Annotated in this window: 10 protein-coding genes and 1 pseudogene; 4 read left to right on the top strand and 7 right to left on the bottom strand. The window is 65.4% G+C overall.

All coding sequences use genetic code 11. From position 1 onward, the window contains the following. Positions 1-45: 45 nt before the first annotated feature. Positions 46-951 (bottom strand): NAD(P)-dependent oxidoreductase, encoded by a 906-nt coding sequence (locus tag DW352_RS12960; protein WP_115691721.1) that lies wholly within the window; start codon positions 949-951, stop codon positions 46-48. Positions 952-957: 6 nt separating this feature from the next. Further along, the gene (locus DW352_RS12955) at positions 958-1,344 is read right to left on the bottom strand and encodes a 5-carboxymethyl-2-hydroxymuconate Delta-isomerase (RefSeq protein WP_115691720.1); all 387 of its coding nucleotides are present in this window, start codon (positions 1,342-1,344) and stop codon (positions 958-960) included. Between the two features lie 124 nt (positions 1,345-1,468). Here DW352_RS12955 and DW352_RS12950 point away from each other — a divergent pair, with 124 nt between their 5' ends. The 4 genes and pseudogenes from DW352_RS12950 to DW352_RS12935 all read left to right on the top strand — a co-directional run bounded on the left by DW352_RS12950 (position 1,469) and on the right by DW352_RS12935 (position 4,612). Continuing rightward, positions 1,469-2,323, top strand: a complete 855-nt coding sequence (locus DW352_RS12950; protein ID WP_115691719.1) for a fumarylacetoacetate hydrolase family protein — start codon at positions 1,469-1,471, stop codon at positions 2,321-2,323. Next, positions 2,320-3,144, top strand: a pseudogene (locus DW352_RS12945) (shikimate dehydrogenase); the annotation flags it as partial. The gene DW352_RS12950 and the pseudogene DW352_RS12945, both read left to right, overlap by 4 nt. A 181-nt stretch (positions 3,145-3,325) precedes the next feature. After that, on the top strand, positions 3,326-3,886 hold the full coding sequence (locus tag DW352_RS12940) for a DUF5666 domain-containing protein (RefSeq protein WP_245434430.1): 561 nt from the start codon (positions 3,326-3,328) through the stop codon (positions 3,884-3,886). 81 nt (positions 3,887-3,967) lie between these two features. After that, the gene (locus DW352_RS12935) at positions 3,968-4,612 is read left to right on the top strand and encodes a hypothetical protein (RefSeq protein ID WP_245434429.1); all 645 of its coding nucleotides are present in this window, start codon (positions 3,968-3,970) and stop codon (positions 4,610-4,612) included. A gap of 1 nt (position 4,613) precedes the next feature. On the opposite strand, the gene DW352_RS12930 is transcribed toward DW352_RS12935, so the two are convergent. From DW352_RS12930 to DW352_RS12910, 5 genes are all read right to left on the bottom strand, one after another. After that, positions 4,614-8,126, bottom strand: a complete 3,513-nt coding sequence (locus DW352_RS12930; RefSeq protein ID WP_115691716.1) for an error-prone DNA polymerase — start codon at positions 8,124-8,126, stop codon at positions 4,614-4,616. Positions 8,127-8,289: 163 nt separating this feature from the next. After that, on the bottom strand, positions 8,290-9,882 hold the full coding sequence (locus DW352_RS12925; RefSeq protein ID WP_115691715.1) for a Y-family DNA polymerase: 1,593 nt from the start codon (positions 9,880-9,882) through the stop codon (positions 8,290-8,292). Then, positions 9,803-10,573, bottom strand: a complete 771-nt coding sequence (locus tag DW352_RS26780) for an ImuA family protein (RefSeq protein ID WP_162826933.1) — start codon at positions 10,571-10,573, stop codon at positions 9,803-9,805. The genes DW352_RS12925 and DW352_RS26780 overlap by 80 nt, the downstream gene beginning before the upstream one ends. Positions 10,574-10,981: 408 nt before the next feature. Beyond that, the gene (locus DW352_RS12915) at positions 10,982-13,177 is read right to left on the bottom strand and encodes a heavy metal translocating P-type ATPase (RefSeq protein WP_245434428.1); all 2,196 of its coding nucleotides are present in this window, start codon (positions 13,175-13,177) and stop codon (positions 10,982-10,984) included. Positions 13,178-13,323: 146 nt separating this feature from the next. Next, positions 13,324-14,559: a bifunctional alpha/beta hydrolase/OsmC family protein gene (locus DW352_RS12910; RefSeq protein WP_115691712.1), complete on the bottom strand. Its 1,236-nt coding sequence runs from the start codon at positions 14,557-14,559 to the stop codon at positions 13,324-13,326. Positions 14,560-14,675 lie beyond the last annotated feature (116 nt).

Genomic DNA, 14,675 nt, shown 5'->3' with positions numbered 1-14,675 from the left:
GTTACGTTCATTGTGGCTGGGAAACGGGGCCTGCGCAATGCGTCGCTAGGTCCCGATCGTTTTCACGATATCGATGGCCCGCCGCAGCAATGTCATCGAGGCCTCGGCGGTGCGGAAGGCGGCGTGCGCCGTCAATGTCACATTGGGCAATTGCGCCAGCGGGTGGTCCGCCTTGAGCGGCTCGTTGTGGAAAACATCGAGGCCGGCATGGCGGATGTCGCCGCTCTTGAGCGCGTCGATCAGCGCCTGCTCGTCGACCAGCGCGCCGCGGGCGGTGTTGACCAGAAGCGCGCCGGGCTTCATGCGCGCGATGCGCTCGTGCGAGAGGAAGCCGCGCGTCTCGTCGTTGAGCACGAGATTGAGCGAGACCACGTCGGACTCTGCCAGCAGCGTGTCGAGATCGACCAGCGGGCAGGGCGTGTCCGCGCGTGGCGTGCGGTTGTAGGCGATCACGTTCATGCCAAGGCCTTTGGCCATGCGCACGACCTCGCCGCCGATGCCGCCGATACCGATGACACCGAGCGTCTTGCCGAGAAGCTGCATGCCCTCGCGCGGTGTCCAGGCGCCCGCGCGCACGTCGCGGTCCATGCGCGCCACATCGCGGGCCGCGGCGAACATCAGGGCGATGGTGTGTTCGGCCACCGCCGTGTCGCCATAGCCCTTGATCGTGTGGACGGCTATGCCGCGCTCTTTCAGCTCGGCAATGTTCATGTAGCTCGCCGCGCCCGTGCCGAGAAAGACGATATGCTTGAGGCGCGGGCACTGCGCGACCAAGGAGGTCGGCATATAAGAGTGATCGTCGAGCGCGATTTCGTTGTCGCCGATCACCTGGGGCAACTCGTCGCCCACGCGGTCGGTGTGGTGGACGGTGATCGCCGGATCGTCGGGGCGGATGACCTTGGCCCAAACAGGCGCAAGCTGATCGTTACAATCGATGAAAATGGATTTCATGATACCTTAAGCGACGTTCTCTGCGCGTTCGCGTAACGTGTTGCGGCGGAAGGTGAGATGATCGATCTCATGGATCTCGACGGTCAGGCCGAGAGGATGCGCTTTATATACTTCAGCAAGCCGTTTGTCGGCGGCATCGAATAGCAGTTGTCCGAGGTTCTTGCGCTGCTCCTCGCTGCGCCCGACGCGCAGACGCGCCACAATGTGAACGAAACCATTGGCGGGGTTGCCGTCGGCGACGCGACAATGTAAGCGCCGCGCGGCACGGCTGCGGATGGCCGCGAGTTCCGCCACTTGGGCCTCGATGGCCGCCCGGTGCAAATCATCCACAAGTCCTTGGACGTCGAGACAATCTTCCAGATTGGCCGAATACTCGGCGATGATATGCGGCATGCGCCCTCCGGCGTTGACGGCTCCCCGGGCTGCGGACTAGATCGCTGCCGCAGGTCTGCTAAGCATATCGCCGAACCGTAACTTTCTCCAAGCGGCCCGTGGCCGGTCAAAGTCTGGACAGCCGATGAAATTGGCAAGCTACAGGGTGAGGGGGCGCGAGAGCTATGGCGCGGTGGTCGGCGACGGTGTGGTCGATCTCAAGCTGCGGCTCGGAACGCGCTACGAAACCGCGCTCGATCTGCTGCGCGACGGCGCGCTCGACAATGCGCGTGCCGCCGCCGAAGGCGTGCGGGCGGATTACCGGTTGAGCGAAGTGGAAATGCTGCCGCCGCTCCTGGCGCCGGAGAAGATCCTCTGCATCGGCATCAATTACCTCAATCGCAATGCCGATTACGGCGACCAGGAGATTCCGAAATATCCGAGCATGTTCTATCGCGCGCCGGATTCGCTTGTCGGCCATCGGCAGCCGATCGTGCGTCCAGTCGAATCGGAGCAGCTCGATTACGAAGGCGAGATCGCGATCGTTATCGGCAAGGTGGGACGCCGGATCGCGCCCGAGACCGCGCTCGATCACGTCGTCGGCGTCACCTTGTGTAACGAAGGAACCATTCGCGACTGGCTGCGCCATGGCAAGTTCAATGTGACGCAAGGCAAGAACTGGGACGCGACCGGCAGCATCGGCCCCTGGATCGTCACCAGCGACGAAGTCGACCTCACCAAGCCGTTGCATCTCACGGTCCGCGTCAACGGCGCGGTCGTGCAGGACGACAACACCGGCAACATGATCAAGTCGTTCGCGGACCTCATTGCCTATGTCTCGACCTTCATGACGTTGAAGCCGGGAGACATCATCGTGTCCGGCACCCCGGTGAAGCTCGTGAAGAGCGATCCGCCGGTCTGGCTGAAGCCGGGCGATACGATCGAAGTCGAATGTCCGGAGATTGGAATTTTGCGTAACGAGGTTGTCGCCGAACAATGACGAAGCGCGCGTGTATCATCGGCTGGCCTGTCGCGCATTCGCGCTCGCCGCTGATCCATAACTATTGGATCAAGCAGCACGGCCTCGACGCCGAATACCGGCGCGAGGAAGTGGCGCCCGACGCATTCGGCGACTTCGTGAAGAACCTGCGCGATCATGGGTATGTCGGCGCGAATGTCACCGTGCCGCACAAGGAAGCGGCGCTCGCCCTGACGCAGCCGGACGAGCGCGCCCGCGCTGTCGGCGCGGCGAACACGCTCTGGGATGCCGACGGCACGCTGCGTTCGACCAATACCGACGTTGAGGGTTTTCTGGCGAACCTCGACAGCGCGACGCCGGGTTGGGACCGGGGCCTCGAGAATGCCGTGGTGCTGGGCGCCGGGGGCGGCGCGCGCGCCGTGGTGTTCGCCTTGCTGGCCCGCGACGTGCAGCGTGTCTATGTGGTCAACCGCACCATCGAACGCGCCAAAATATTGCAGAAGCAATTCGGGGCGCGGGTGAAGCCGGCGGCTTGGGACGAAATCACGGGGCTGCTTGGCAGTGCCGGACTTCTGGTCAACACCACCTCCCTTGGCATGGTTGGCCAGCCGCCGCTGGAGATCAATTTGCGCTGCCCGCCGTCGTTGGTGGTCACCGATCTCGTCTACAGCCCTTTGGTGACCAAGCTGCTGGCGACCGCGCGCGAGCGCGGACTGCGCACCGCGGACGGCCTCGGCATGTTGCTGCATCAGGCCGTGCGTGGGTTCGAGCTTTGGTTCGGCGTGAAGCCGGAAGTGACGGCGGAACTCAGAGCCTTGGTCGAGGCCGACTTGCGCGAAAAGGTGCAAGAGAAGCTCCCGGCGGCCAAGCAAGAAAAAGTGAAGACGAAACCGGCCAAGTCGCAGGGGAATATGTAGCCGCGGCAGGGGTTCGTCCGGGCGCAGTCTTCAGCGCCTTCAGGAGGAACCCATGCGGAAGGTCACGGGGATTCGATCTGCTTTTGGTCTTGCGATAGCCGTTCTCATGATGACGGCCGCGTCGGCGCAGCAGCCGACACGCATCCGCGGCGAGATCGAGAAGACCGACGGCACAACGCTCCAGGTCAAGGACCGGCGCGGTGCGACGGTGAACGTCAAGCTGGCCGACGATGCGCGCGTTTCGGCGCTGGTGAAGGCCTCGCTGGCCGATATCAAGAACGATACTTTCGTCGGTGTCGCCGGCATGCCGCGGCCAGACGGCAGCATCGAGGCTTTTTCGATCCACATCTTTTTGCCGGCGCAGCGCGGCGTGGTGCCGGACCGGCATGGGCCGTGGGACGCACGTCCCGGCAGCACGATGACCAATGCCTATGTCGAGAGCAAGGTCGAGGCGAAAGACGGCGAGTCGCTCACCGTCAAATACAAGGACGGCGAGGCGAAGATCGCCGTCACGCCGGCAACCGTCATCACCGCCGTGGCCGTCGGCGACAAGAGCGAGCTGAAGCCGGGCACCGCGGTCATCGTTATGGGTGGCGACAAGCAGCCGGACGGCTCCGTGATCGCGAAAACGTTATACGTCGGTCGCGGTATCGTCCCGGCGATGTAGCTATATGTGTTCGCGATAAAGCATCGGGAAGCACCGATGTGGTTTGCGGGGCGACGCAACAGAGTGTTGAAAGGAATAGCTATGATGCGGTCTCTGCCGGCGGTGGCCGGTGCGATTTTTGCGTTTGCCCTTGTCCCGGCGTTCGCGCAGGTCAAGCCTTCCATCGTGCGTGGCACGATTGAGCAGGTGGACGGGCCGCTGTTGACCGTGAAGTCGCGCAGCGGCGAAACGCTGAAGGTCAAGCTCATCGATGCCAAGATCAGCGCCGTGGTGAAGGCCTCGCTCGCGGACGTCAAGGCGGGCGATTTCGTTGGTGCTACGGCCGAGCCGGCACAGGGTGGCGGCTGGAAGGCGGCCGAAGTGCACATCTTCCCGAGTGCAATGCGCGGCACCGGCGAGGGCGATCGCGCTTACGATTATCGGCCGAAGAGCACCATGACCAACGGCACGGTCAGTGCGATGGGCAATGGCGCGGCGGCGGGGCCGAGCACGGTGGGCGGCAGCGTCGCCAAGACGAGCGGCACGGCCCTGACGTTGAAGTATGGCGACAGTGAAAAGACCGTCGAGGTGACGCCGGAGACCAAGGTGGTCAGTCTCGTCGCCGGCAATAACGGCGATCTCAAGTCGGGCGCCCAGGTTGTCATTCCGGGGGCGACGCATCAGGCCGACGGCAACTGGGCCGCGGCGCGCATCATCGTCGGGCGCGACGTCGCGCCGCCGATGTAGATCAGCGCGCTTTGCGGGCGGGCGCATGCGCGGAACCGCGCGCATGCACGCCGAGATCGGCCGCTAGTTCCGGCATTTCGCGGATGAGCCGCGCCAGCCGACTATCGCGGCCGGCATTCGCGCGGGCCTCGCGCATCTCTTCGATCGGGCGCCGCACCTCGTCGCAGCGCGCGAGGCCGTCGATGTCGGCACCGTGTTCGGCAAGTCTCGCGAGCCACGGCGTCAGATCCTCGAGCTCTTCCGCGACCACGTGGATGACGCCCGATTCCGACTGCACGCGGCCGCGGATCGCGACGTAACGCGCGCCGAGCACGATGGGCCGCACGCGCTCGAAGACCTTCGGCCACACGATGGCGTTGGCCACCGCGCTTTCGTCTTCGATGGTCATGAACACCACGCCGTTGGCCGAGCCTGGCCGCTGCCGGCAGGTGACGAGGCCGGAGATCTGCACGCGCGCGCCGGAGGCGATGGTGCGCAGCGCTTCGTTGCGCAGGATGCCGCGGCGGCCGAGGTCCTCGCGCAGGAACTGCGCCGGGTGCGCGCGCAGCGACAGGCGCAGGAAGCGGTAGTCGTTCACGACCTCTTCGCCGATCGGCATGGGGGGCAAGGCAACGTCGGGTTCGCTTGTGCGGGGCATGACAGCGGAGTGGCGCGGCCTGCGGATGAACAATGGCAGATCGTCGTCGCCATCGCCGACGCGGCCGAGCGCCTTGGCGGCCCACAGCGCATCGCGCCGCGTGAGGCCGAGCGAACCGAAGGCATCGGCATCGGCGAGCCGCTCCAGGACGCGCGTCGGCAGGCCGGTGCGCAGCCACAGGTCGCGTACCGAGTCGTAAGACCCACCGCGCCGCGCGGCGATCAATTTGGCATCCTCCTCGCTCATGCCCTTGATCTCGCGCAGGCCCAGGCGGATGGCGTGCGTGGTGCGGATATCGCCATGCATGTCGCGGTGCATATCGTGCGGCGTGGCGAGCGGCGCGGGCTCCAGCGTCGAATCCCATGCCGAATGGTTCACGTCGGGCGGCAGCACCGTAACGCCGTGCTCGCGCGCGTCGCGCACGATTTGCGACGGCGCGTAGAAGCCCATCGGCTGCGCGTTGAGCAGCGCCGCGGCGAACACATCGGGATAATGGCACTTCAGCCAGGCCGAGGCATAAACCAGGATGGCGAAGCTCGCCGCATGGCTTTCCGGAAAGCCGTATTCGCCGAAGCCTTCGATCTGGCCGAAGCAGCGTTCGGCGAAGTCGCGCGCATAGCCTTTCGCCAGCATGCCGTTCACCATCTTGTCGCGGAAGGTGCCGATGGTGCCGGTGCGTTTGAACGTTGCCATGGCGCGCCGCAGCTTGTCGGCCTCGCCGGGCGTGAAGCCGCCGGCGACGATGGCGATCTTCATCGCCTGCTCCTGGAACAGCGGCACGCCCAGGGTCTTCTGGAGGATCGATTCGAGCTCGTTGGCCTCGCCATAAGCCGGCTTGGGGTAGTCGGGCTTCTCCAGTCCCTGCCGCCGGCGCAGATAAGGATGCACCATGTTGCCCTGGATCGGGCCGGGGCGGACGATCGCCACTTCGATGACGAGGTCGTAGAAAGTCTTCGGCCGCAGGCGTGGCAGCATGGTCATCTGCGCGCGGCTTTCCACCTGGAACACGCCGAGCGAGTCGGCGCGGCTGAGCATGCGGTAGACGGCGGGATCTTCGGGCGGGATGACTGAAAGATCGACGGCTGTCGTTGCATTCTCTTCCCTGGCGGGAGAGGGCAGGAGAGGCGCGAGCCGCGTTTGTGGCAGTGCTTTCGGATAGTGTTTGACGGCCAGATCGAATGCCTTGCGCAGGCACGACAGCATGCCGAGGCCGAGAACATCGATTTTGAGAATGCCGAGCGCGTCGAGATCGTCCTTGTCCCATTCGACGAAGGTGCGCTTGTCCATCGCCGCATTGCCGATCGGCATGACCTCGTCGAGCCGGCTGCGGGTGATGACGAAGCCACCGACATGCTGCGACAGATGGCGTGGGAAGCCGTTGATCTCGCGGGCGAGATCGAGGACTTGCCGCATCCGCGGGCTGGTCGGATCGAGGCCGGTCCGCTTGACCGCGTCCTGCGACACGTCACCGCCACCGCCGCCCCAGATCGACGACGACAGCGCGCCGATCATGTCCTCGCTCAGGCCGAAGGCCTTGCCGACCTCACGGATCGCCGAACGGCCGCGGTAGGAGATGACGGTGGCGGCGATGCCGGCATGGTCGCGGCCGTATTTCTCGTAGATGTACTGGATGACTTCCTCGCGCCGCTCGTGCTCGAAGTCGACGTCGATGTCGGGCGGCTCGTCGCGCTCGGTGGAGATGAAGCGCTCGAACAGCAGGCCGCCGCGTACCGGATCGACCTCGGTGATGCCGAGGCAATAACAAACCGTCGAGTTGGCGGCCGAGCCGCGGCCCTGGCAGAGGATGCCTTGCGAACGTGCATAGCGAACGATCTCGTAGACGGTGAGGAAGTAGGGCGCATATCGACGCTGGGCGATGAGCGCGAATTCGTGGGCAAGCGTCTGGCGGACCGCGTCGTCGATGCCGTTGGGATAACGCCGGGCCGCGCCTTCAAAGGCAAGATGCTCGAGCGCTTCCTGTGGCGAAGCGAAACCATCCACACGCTCGTCGGGATATTCGTATTTCAGTTCGTCGAGCGAGAAGCCGAGTGCTTCGCTCAGCGCGAGGGTTTCCTCGATGGCTTCCGGGGCGTCGCGGAACAGCCGCGCCATTTCCGCCGGCGGCTTCAGGAAGCGTTCGGCATTGACGGCGAGTTTGCGGCCGGCGCTGTCGATGGTGACCTTCTCGCGGATGCAGATGAGTACGTCGGCAAGCTGGCGCCGTTCGGGATGATGGAAGTGCACATCGTTGATCGCGATCAGCGGCACCTTGGCCTCGCGCGCGATGTCCTTGAGATGCGCAAGGCGCGCCCGATCGCGTCCACGATAGAGCATCGAAGCTGCCAGCCGCACCCGGCCGGGAGCGATGGAGCGGAAAGTGGAGAGAGTTCCCTTGAGTGCCTGCCCGGGTTGCGAATTTTCGTGCGCAAGTCGGCCAAGCCAAGCTTGCGATGGGGGAGGGGGCGGCAACTGAGAGAGCGCCTCAGACGTCGACGTCGTCATCACCACCAGTTCGATTCCAAACGCATGCGCGATCAAATCCTCGCGCGTGAGAATGCATTCGCCCTTCTTGCCGCGCAGATTGCCGATCGTGAGCAGCCGCGTGAGCCGCCCCCAGCCGGCGCGGTTCTTCGGATAGACGAGGATGTCGGGCGTGCCATCGGTAAAGACGAGCCGCGTGCCCGGATGATAGCGCAATGGCAGATTATGCTCGCGCTTGGCCAGATGCGCGCGTACGACGCCGGCGACGGTGTTGCGATCGCATAGGCCAAGACCGGTGAGCCCGGCATGCGTTGCCTGCATCATCAGCTCTTCAGGATGCGAGGCGCCGCGCAGGAAAGAGAAGTTCGAGGCGACGGCGAATTCGAGATAACGCATGAACTTGGTACTCTCTCGCGCCGACTAACCCTCTGCCCTCGTGGGAGAGCGTCGCGGCCGAAGCCTGCGGGGTGAGGGCGCTTGCTCGATCGTCATTTCCCCCACCCGGCTCGCAGCTAACGCTGCTCGTCACCCTCTCCCACAGGGGGAGAGGGTAAAAGAGTTACGCGCACGTGCCGTGCACATACCAGGCCGGTGCCGGCATGCCGGGCATCAGTTCGCGATAAAGGCCGGCGCGAAACAGCCAGAAGCGCAGCCCATTCTTGTCCTCGACGCGGAAGTAGTCGCGTGCGGGATTTCCTGAACGATGCCCGCCGTGTTCGCTCCACCAGACGCCTTCAATGCGTTCGGGACCTTCGGCGGCGACGATCTGATGATGTGCGCGGCGCCAGACGAAACGCAGCGGCGGCCCGTCCGGTACCTCCGCGATCGCCTCAATCGGCTCGGGCTGCGCCAACAATCGCAACGGACGTGGCGCCAGATCGGCATCGGCGCGATGACGGCGGAAGGTCGCCCAGCCATCGTCATCCCGGACAGCCTGCGCCGGCGCTGCCACTGCCGCGAGTTCGGGAATATGACTGTCCCGCGCGATGAGACGCCGCACGCGGCCGCTGCCGAGCCGCGCGCTTAAGTGATCGACCATTCGGCCAATCTCGGCGGCATCGCTGGCGCCGCCGATGCCGATCTGTTCCGGCGGGCATTGCTCGGCTGTCAGCACCGCCAGCCGCGCCATGTCGAAACCGAAACCGGGATCGAAGGCATCGGCGAGCGCGGCCAGTCGCTCGACGAACAAGGCGCGGATCTCTTGCGGATCGCGTAAAGGGCGTGACGTGCCGGCGGCGATGCGGCGCACGGCGCCGTCGGTGCGAAACAGCGTGAGCTCGAGGCGCCGGGCGCCGTCGCCGCGCCGTTCCAATGCGGTTTGGAGTCGCGCGGCGAGCCGCTCGGTCACCGCCAGCACATCCTCTTCACGCGCGATCGGTTCGGCAAAACGCTGCTCGGCGACGTAAGGCGCGACCGGCAAACGCGGCGTCAGGGGTTCGTGCTCGCGCCCCAAAGCGCGGTCGAGTTGCCGCATGAGATCGGCGCCGAAGCGGGCGGTGAGCGGTGCGCGCGGCAGGTCGATGATGTCGCCGATGCGCTTCAAGCCGACGCGCGCGAGCGAAGCCGCGGTTGCCGGCGTGATGCGCAGCGCCAAAAGGGGCAGCGGCGACAAGAGCGTGCGTTCCTCGCCGCCGGCATAGCGGCCGGGATTGCCGAAGCGCGCGGCGGCCCAGGCGGCGCCGATGGTGCCGGCAATGGCGATGGAAAAGGCAAAGCCCGCCGCTTCCAACCGCGTGCTCAGATCGGCGACGAGCGCGTCCTCACCGCCGTAAAGATGCGCACAGCCGCCAATGTCGAGCAGCAGGCCGTCGCGGCCGTCGCAGGCGACGAGCGGCGTATAGCGCAGGCACCAGTCGGCGATCTTCTCGAGCAGCGCCGCATCGGCTTCGGCATCCTCCGGCACGACATCGATCGCCGGATGCATGGCGCGCGCCTGCGCAAGGCCAAGGCCGGGCGAAAGCCCCAAGCTTTCCGCCGCCGCGTCGACCGCCACCAGCACATCGGCAGTGCCGCGTTTGCCGGCGACGACGACTTCTTTATCCTTCCCCTGGAGGGGGAGGGATAAAGAGCTCTCACGCGATCTTGCGATGCGGTCGGTGAGGAACCGGTTGAGCCACAGGCTGAGCATGCGTTGCGGGGATGAAGCGTGCATCGCTTTCACTCCATTCGATGATCCAGGTGCCGGCGGGACCACGGCGGTTGCGCACGAGTTGGGCGGCAAAGCAGGGGGTACCGAGGCCGTAAGCGTTCGGCGCCGAGGGAGCCGCGCCGATAATCCAGCGGGTGGCGGCGGTGGAGGCGTCGCTTGCAGGCATCGCGCGCAGCAGCACGGCGAGGGCGCCGCTTTCGGCCGCAGCGAGCGACAGGCGCCGCACCGCCATGGTGTCGAGCGCGCCACCGCGCAATTCGCCGATCACCACGCCGATCGAACGGCAGCGCAGGGCTTCTTCCATGGCCCATAACAGATCGCGCCGGTGTCCGGCCGCGACCATGACCAGCCGCTCAGGGGCGAGGCCGACATCGATGAGACCGGGACCGTGGAGCGAGCCGCTCTCGGCGAGCGCCATGTCCTCGGCGATCCAGACGGCGCCTTTGTGATCTCTCCCCGCTTTCAGAAAGCGAGATGGGGCGCACGAGAGCGCCGCCACTCCCGCGGCAAAGCCGGCGGCGGAGGGGATATGGGCCTCGCCGGCCGCGGCGATCTCATGCAGTGCGCCGCGGGTGAGGCCGCCACCGAGCACCTGATCGATGCCCTCAATCCCAAGCGGCACCGTGCCTGGATCGTCTTCGAGACCAGGCGGGCGCTCAAGCGCCTGGAGGCGTTGGCGTAATTCTTCGAGCATCCTATAAGCCTCTGGAGACGTAAGGTTATTCGGCCTTTGTTCAAAGCCGTTGGCGTCTCATTGTTCCCTATTTGTTCTAGTTTGGCCGAAGCCCCAGAGACCGTCAAGCCGCTACAAATGGCGGTGCTGAGGCACGTCGGGCCCAAGCTCAAGGAAGATAACGGGAAAGAATCTTCGCCTCAGATTCGCGCGACGTAGAGCACGAACACGGCCAGGGCGAGCACGGTGGCAGCCCAGACGAGGCGAGGATCGGCGCGGCGGTTGAGGTTCATGTCAGGCTCGTGCGCAATTCAATCATGTATGACTAAAGTATAACAAGCACGATTTGTGCCATGCCACGGCGCTGTAGTTGGCCTGCCGTCCCGTCCTATGGGGGGAAATTGAAAAAAGTGAGGTCGGGGCCCCGGTTTACCCGGCGGCCTTGGAACCCTTGAGCAGCCGCAGCCCGTTGAGCACCACCAGTAGCGATGCGCCGGTGTCGGCGGCGATGGCCGCCCACAGGCTGGCCATGCCGGCGAAGGTCAGCACGACGAAGGCCGCCTTCAACGCCAGCGAGAAGCCGATGTTCTGGCGGATGATGCCGAGTGTGCGCTTGGCGTGGCGCACGAGCCAAGCGAGCTTCGATACGTCATCGGTCATCAGCGCGATGTCGGCCGTTTCGATCGCTGCGTCCGAGCCGATCGTACCCATGGCGATGCCAAGATTGGCGCGCGCCAGCGCGGGGGCATCGTTCACGCCATCGCCGACCATCGCCACCGTGCCGTAACGTTTGACCAGTTCCTCGACCTTGCGGACCTTGTCCTCGGGAAGCAGTTCGGCGTGCACCTCGTCGATACCAACTTCGCGGGCAATGGCCTCCGCCGTCACACGGTTGTCGCCAGTCAGCATCGCGACGTGGGCAATGCCGGCCTCGTGCAACTGCCTCACCACCGCGCGCGCTTCCGGCCGGATCGTATCGGCAACGGCAATGAGGCCGCAGACATGGCGCTGGTTGCCGACGACGATGACGGTCTTGCCGTCCGCTTCCATCGCCTCGGCTGCGCGTACGATGTCAGGCGTACTTTGGTTGCGCTCGGCGACATAACGATGCGAGCCGAGCCAGAACTCCTCGCCGGCAAATGTCCCGGTCAGGCCTTTGCCTTGCAGCACCTGTACGTTGGTGGCCGGCTCGGCCGCGATGCCTTGCGCTTGCGCATAACCCAGGATGGCGCGCGCCAGCGGATGCGTCGAGCGGGCTTCGAGCGCGGCGGCGCGGGCGATGAGCTCCGCTTCGGTGTGGTTGCCGAGCGGAACGATGCGCGCGATCTGCGGTTCGGCGCGGGTGATCGTGCCGGTTTTGTCGAGCGCGATGGCTTTCAGGCGTGCCGGCAGTTCAATGAAGGCGCCGCCTTTGACGAGAACGCCGGCGCGCGCGGCCGAGGCGAGCGCCGCCACGATGGAGACCGGCGTCGAGATGACGAGCGCGCAAGGGCAGGCGATGACCAGCAGCACCAGCGCCCGATAGAACCAGTCGCCCCAGGCTTCGCCGAAGAGAAGCGGCGGCAGCACGAAGATGAGGATCGCGAGCGTCATCACGGCCGGCGTGTAGACGCGCGCGAAGCGCTCGACCCATTGTTCCGACGGCGCGCGGCGCGCGTGCGCGTCCTCGACCATCTGGATGATGCGGGCCAGCGTCGTGTCCTGCGCGGATTTGGTGGCGCGGACGATGAGCGTGCCGTCACCGTTGATGGTGCCGGCGAAGACTTCCGCCCCGGGCTGCTTTTCCACCGGCACGCTTTCGCCGGTGATGGGCGCCTGGTTGACGGCACTGAGGCCCTCGGTGACGCGGCCGTCGAGCGGGATGCGCTCGCCGGCGGGGACGACGAAGCGGTTGCCCGGCCTGACCTCGGCGACGGGCACGGTGATTTCCGCGCCGTCCCGGCGCAACAGGCGCGCCGTCGGCGGTGCGAGGTCGAGCAGCGCCGCGATAGCGCGGCGCGCACGGCCGACGCTCCAGCTTTCAAGCGCCAGCGACAGGGCGAACAGGAACGACACGGTCGCAGCCTCGAACCACTCGCCAATGATCATCGCGCCGATGACGGCGACGGACATCAGCAGATACATGTCGGGGCGCAGATTGCGGATGGCATACCAGGCCTTGACCGCGACGAAGCGCGCGCCGAGCGCCGCCGCGGCGGCATAAGCCAAAACTTCCGGCAGCGGCATCGGCTCTTCGGCGTGCGAGCCGAACAGTTTCCAGGCTTCGGCGAGACCGCCGGCCAGCGCGATATGGATGACGATGCCGATTAGCACGAAGACGCCGCTCGCCGCGGTGAAGAATATCTGCTGGCGGCGAACGGCGTCGGTTTCGTCCTTGCCGGCCGAGGCGCTCCAGGGCGTCGCGCTCATGCCGGTCGCGGCGACGGCTTTCAGGATCGCTTCGTCTTTGACGGCGCCGGCATCGGCCGGCACCGTCATGCGGGCATTCAGGACGTCGAAGGCGAGGCGCTCGCCGCCGCCGAACAGCGGACCAACCGCCTTGCGCAATGCCGCAACTTCGTCGGCGCAGCACAGGCCTTGCACCTTGTAAGCGCGGCCAGCACGAAAATCCGACGGCGCGGTCACGCTCTGTGCAGTGGCGCAAGCGCCGTCATGTTCGTGCGCGTGATCGTGCCGATGAGCGTGGTGTTCCTGCATCCCTCCCATATGGGACGGACGAGCGGTGTTATACAATCACGTGATAAGCCGCAGTCGGACGCGGGGATCGGCGTTTACGTCGTCTCCGGCACGGCGGGCCGCTCGAAGGTGCGGATATCGATCTCCGACGTCAGGGTCCGGTGCACCGGGCATTTGTCGGCAATGACCAGCAATTGCTTGTGCTGCTCATCTGTAAGCGCGCCCTCAAAGGTCAGATGACGATCGATGCGATCGAGCATGCCCTCCTTCGTCTCGCAGTTGAGGCAGTCCTCGGCGTGAATCTTGTTGTGCGTCAATCTGACCGACACGCGATCGAGAGGCAGCTTCTTGCGTTCGGCATAAAGCCTGATCGTCATCGCCGTGCAGGCGCCGAGAGCGGCCAGCAGGTAATCGTAGGGAGAGGGCGCCGAGTCGTCGCCGCCGACCTGTACCGGCTCGTCGGCCCGGAAACGGTGCGGCCCGCTGAGCACTTCCTGCTGCAGCTTGCCTTGCCCGGTCTCGCGCACCAGCACCGTGCCGGCTTCGACATCGGCATCCGTGCGCTCCTCGGCCTGTTCGATGTAGCGCGTGGTCCAGGCCGCGATCACATTGGCGACATAGGCGGCGTCGCTTTTCTTGCTCAGGAGATGATCGGCGCCGGAGAGCGAGACGAAGCTCTTCGGATGCTTCGCATGGGTAAAGATATAGGTGGCGCTGTCGATGCCGACTGTCTGATCGGTAGGCGAGTGGAATATCAGAAGCGCCTTGTGCAGATCGGCGAGATAGTCGTGCAACTTGTGCTGCGCCACGTCTTCGAGGAAAGCGCGCTTGATGCGGAACGGCCGTCCGGCCAGCGCCACCTCCAATTCGCCGTCAGCCTTGATCTTGTCGACGTCGTCCTTGAACTGCGCGGTGACGTGCATCGGATCGCTCGGCGCCGCGATCGTGACCACGCAGCGCGCCTCGGGAACCCGATGCGCGGCGGCAATTACGGCCGCGCCGCCGAGGCTGTGCCCGATCAGGATGGCCGGTGCACCGTGGTGCTCACGCAGATAATCGGCGGCGGCGACGAGATCGTCTACATTTGACGAAAAATGCGTGTCGGCGAAATCGCCCTCGCTGGTGCCGAGCCCGGTAAAGTCGAACCGCAGCACGGCGATGCCATTCATCGCCAGCCGCTCGGCGATGCGTTTGGCCGCAAGATTGTCCTTGCCGCAGGTGAAGCAGTGCGCGAATAGGGCGAAGGCGTCGGGCTTGCCGAGTGGGAAGTCGATCAGAGCAGACAGCTTCTCCCCTTTTGCGTTGGAAAATGAAAGACGCTCGGTGCGCATGCTGTCACCCTCGCTGGCGGTTCATACTAAATAGGCGCGGGTTCCAACGGCGCCATTGGGGCCCGATCACAGAATTGGGATGAGTCGACCACATCTTTCGCCGGGCCGACATACGG

This window comes from Pseudolabrys taiwanensis (assembly GCF_003367395.1).
Classification (GTDB): Bacteria; Pseudomonadota; Alphaproteobacteria; order Rhizobiales; family Xanthobacteraceae; genus Pseudolabrys; species Pseudolabrys taiwanensis.
Note: the sequence above shows the minus strand (reverse complement) of the source record. Positions and strands in the feature narration are given on the sequence as shown.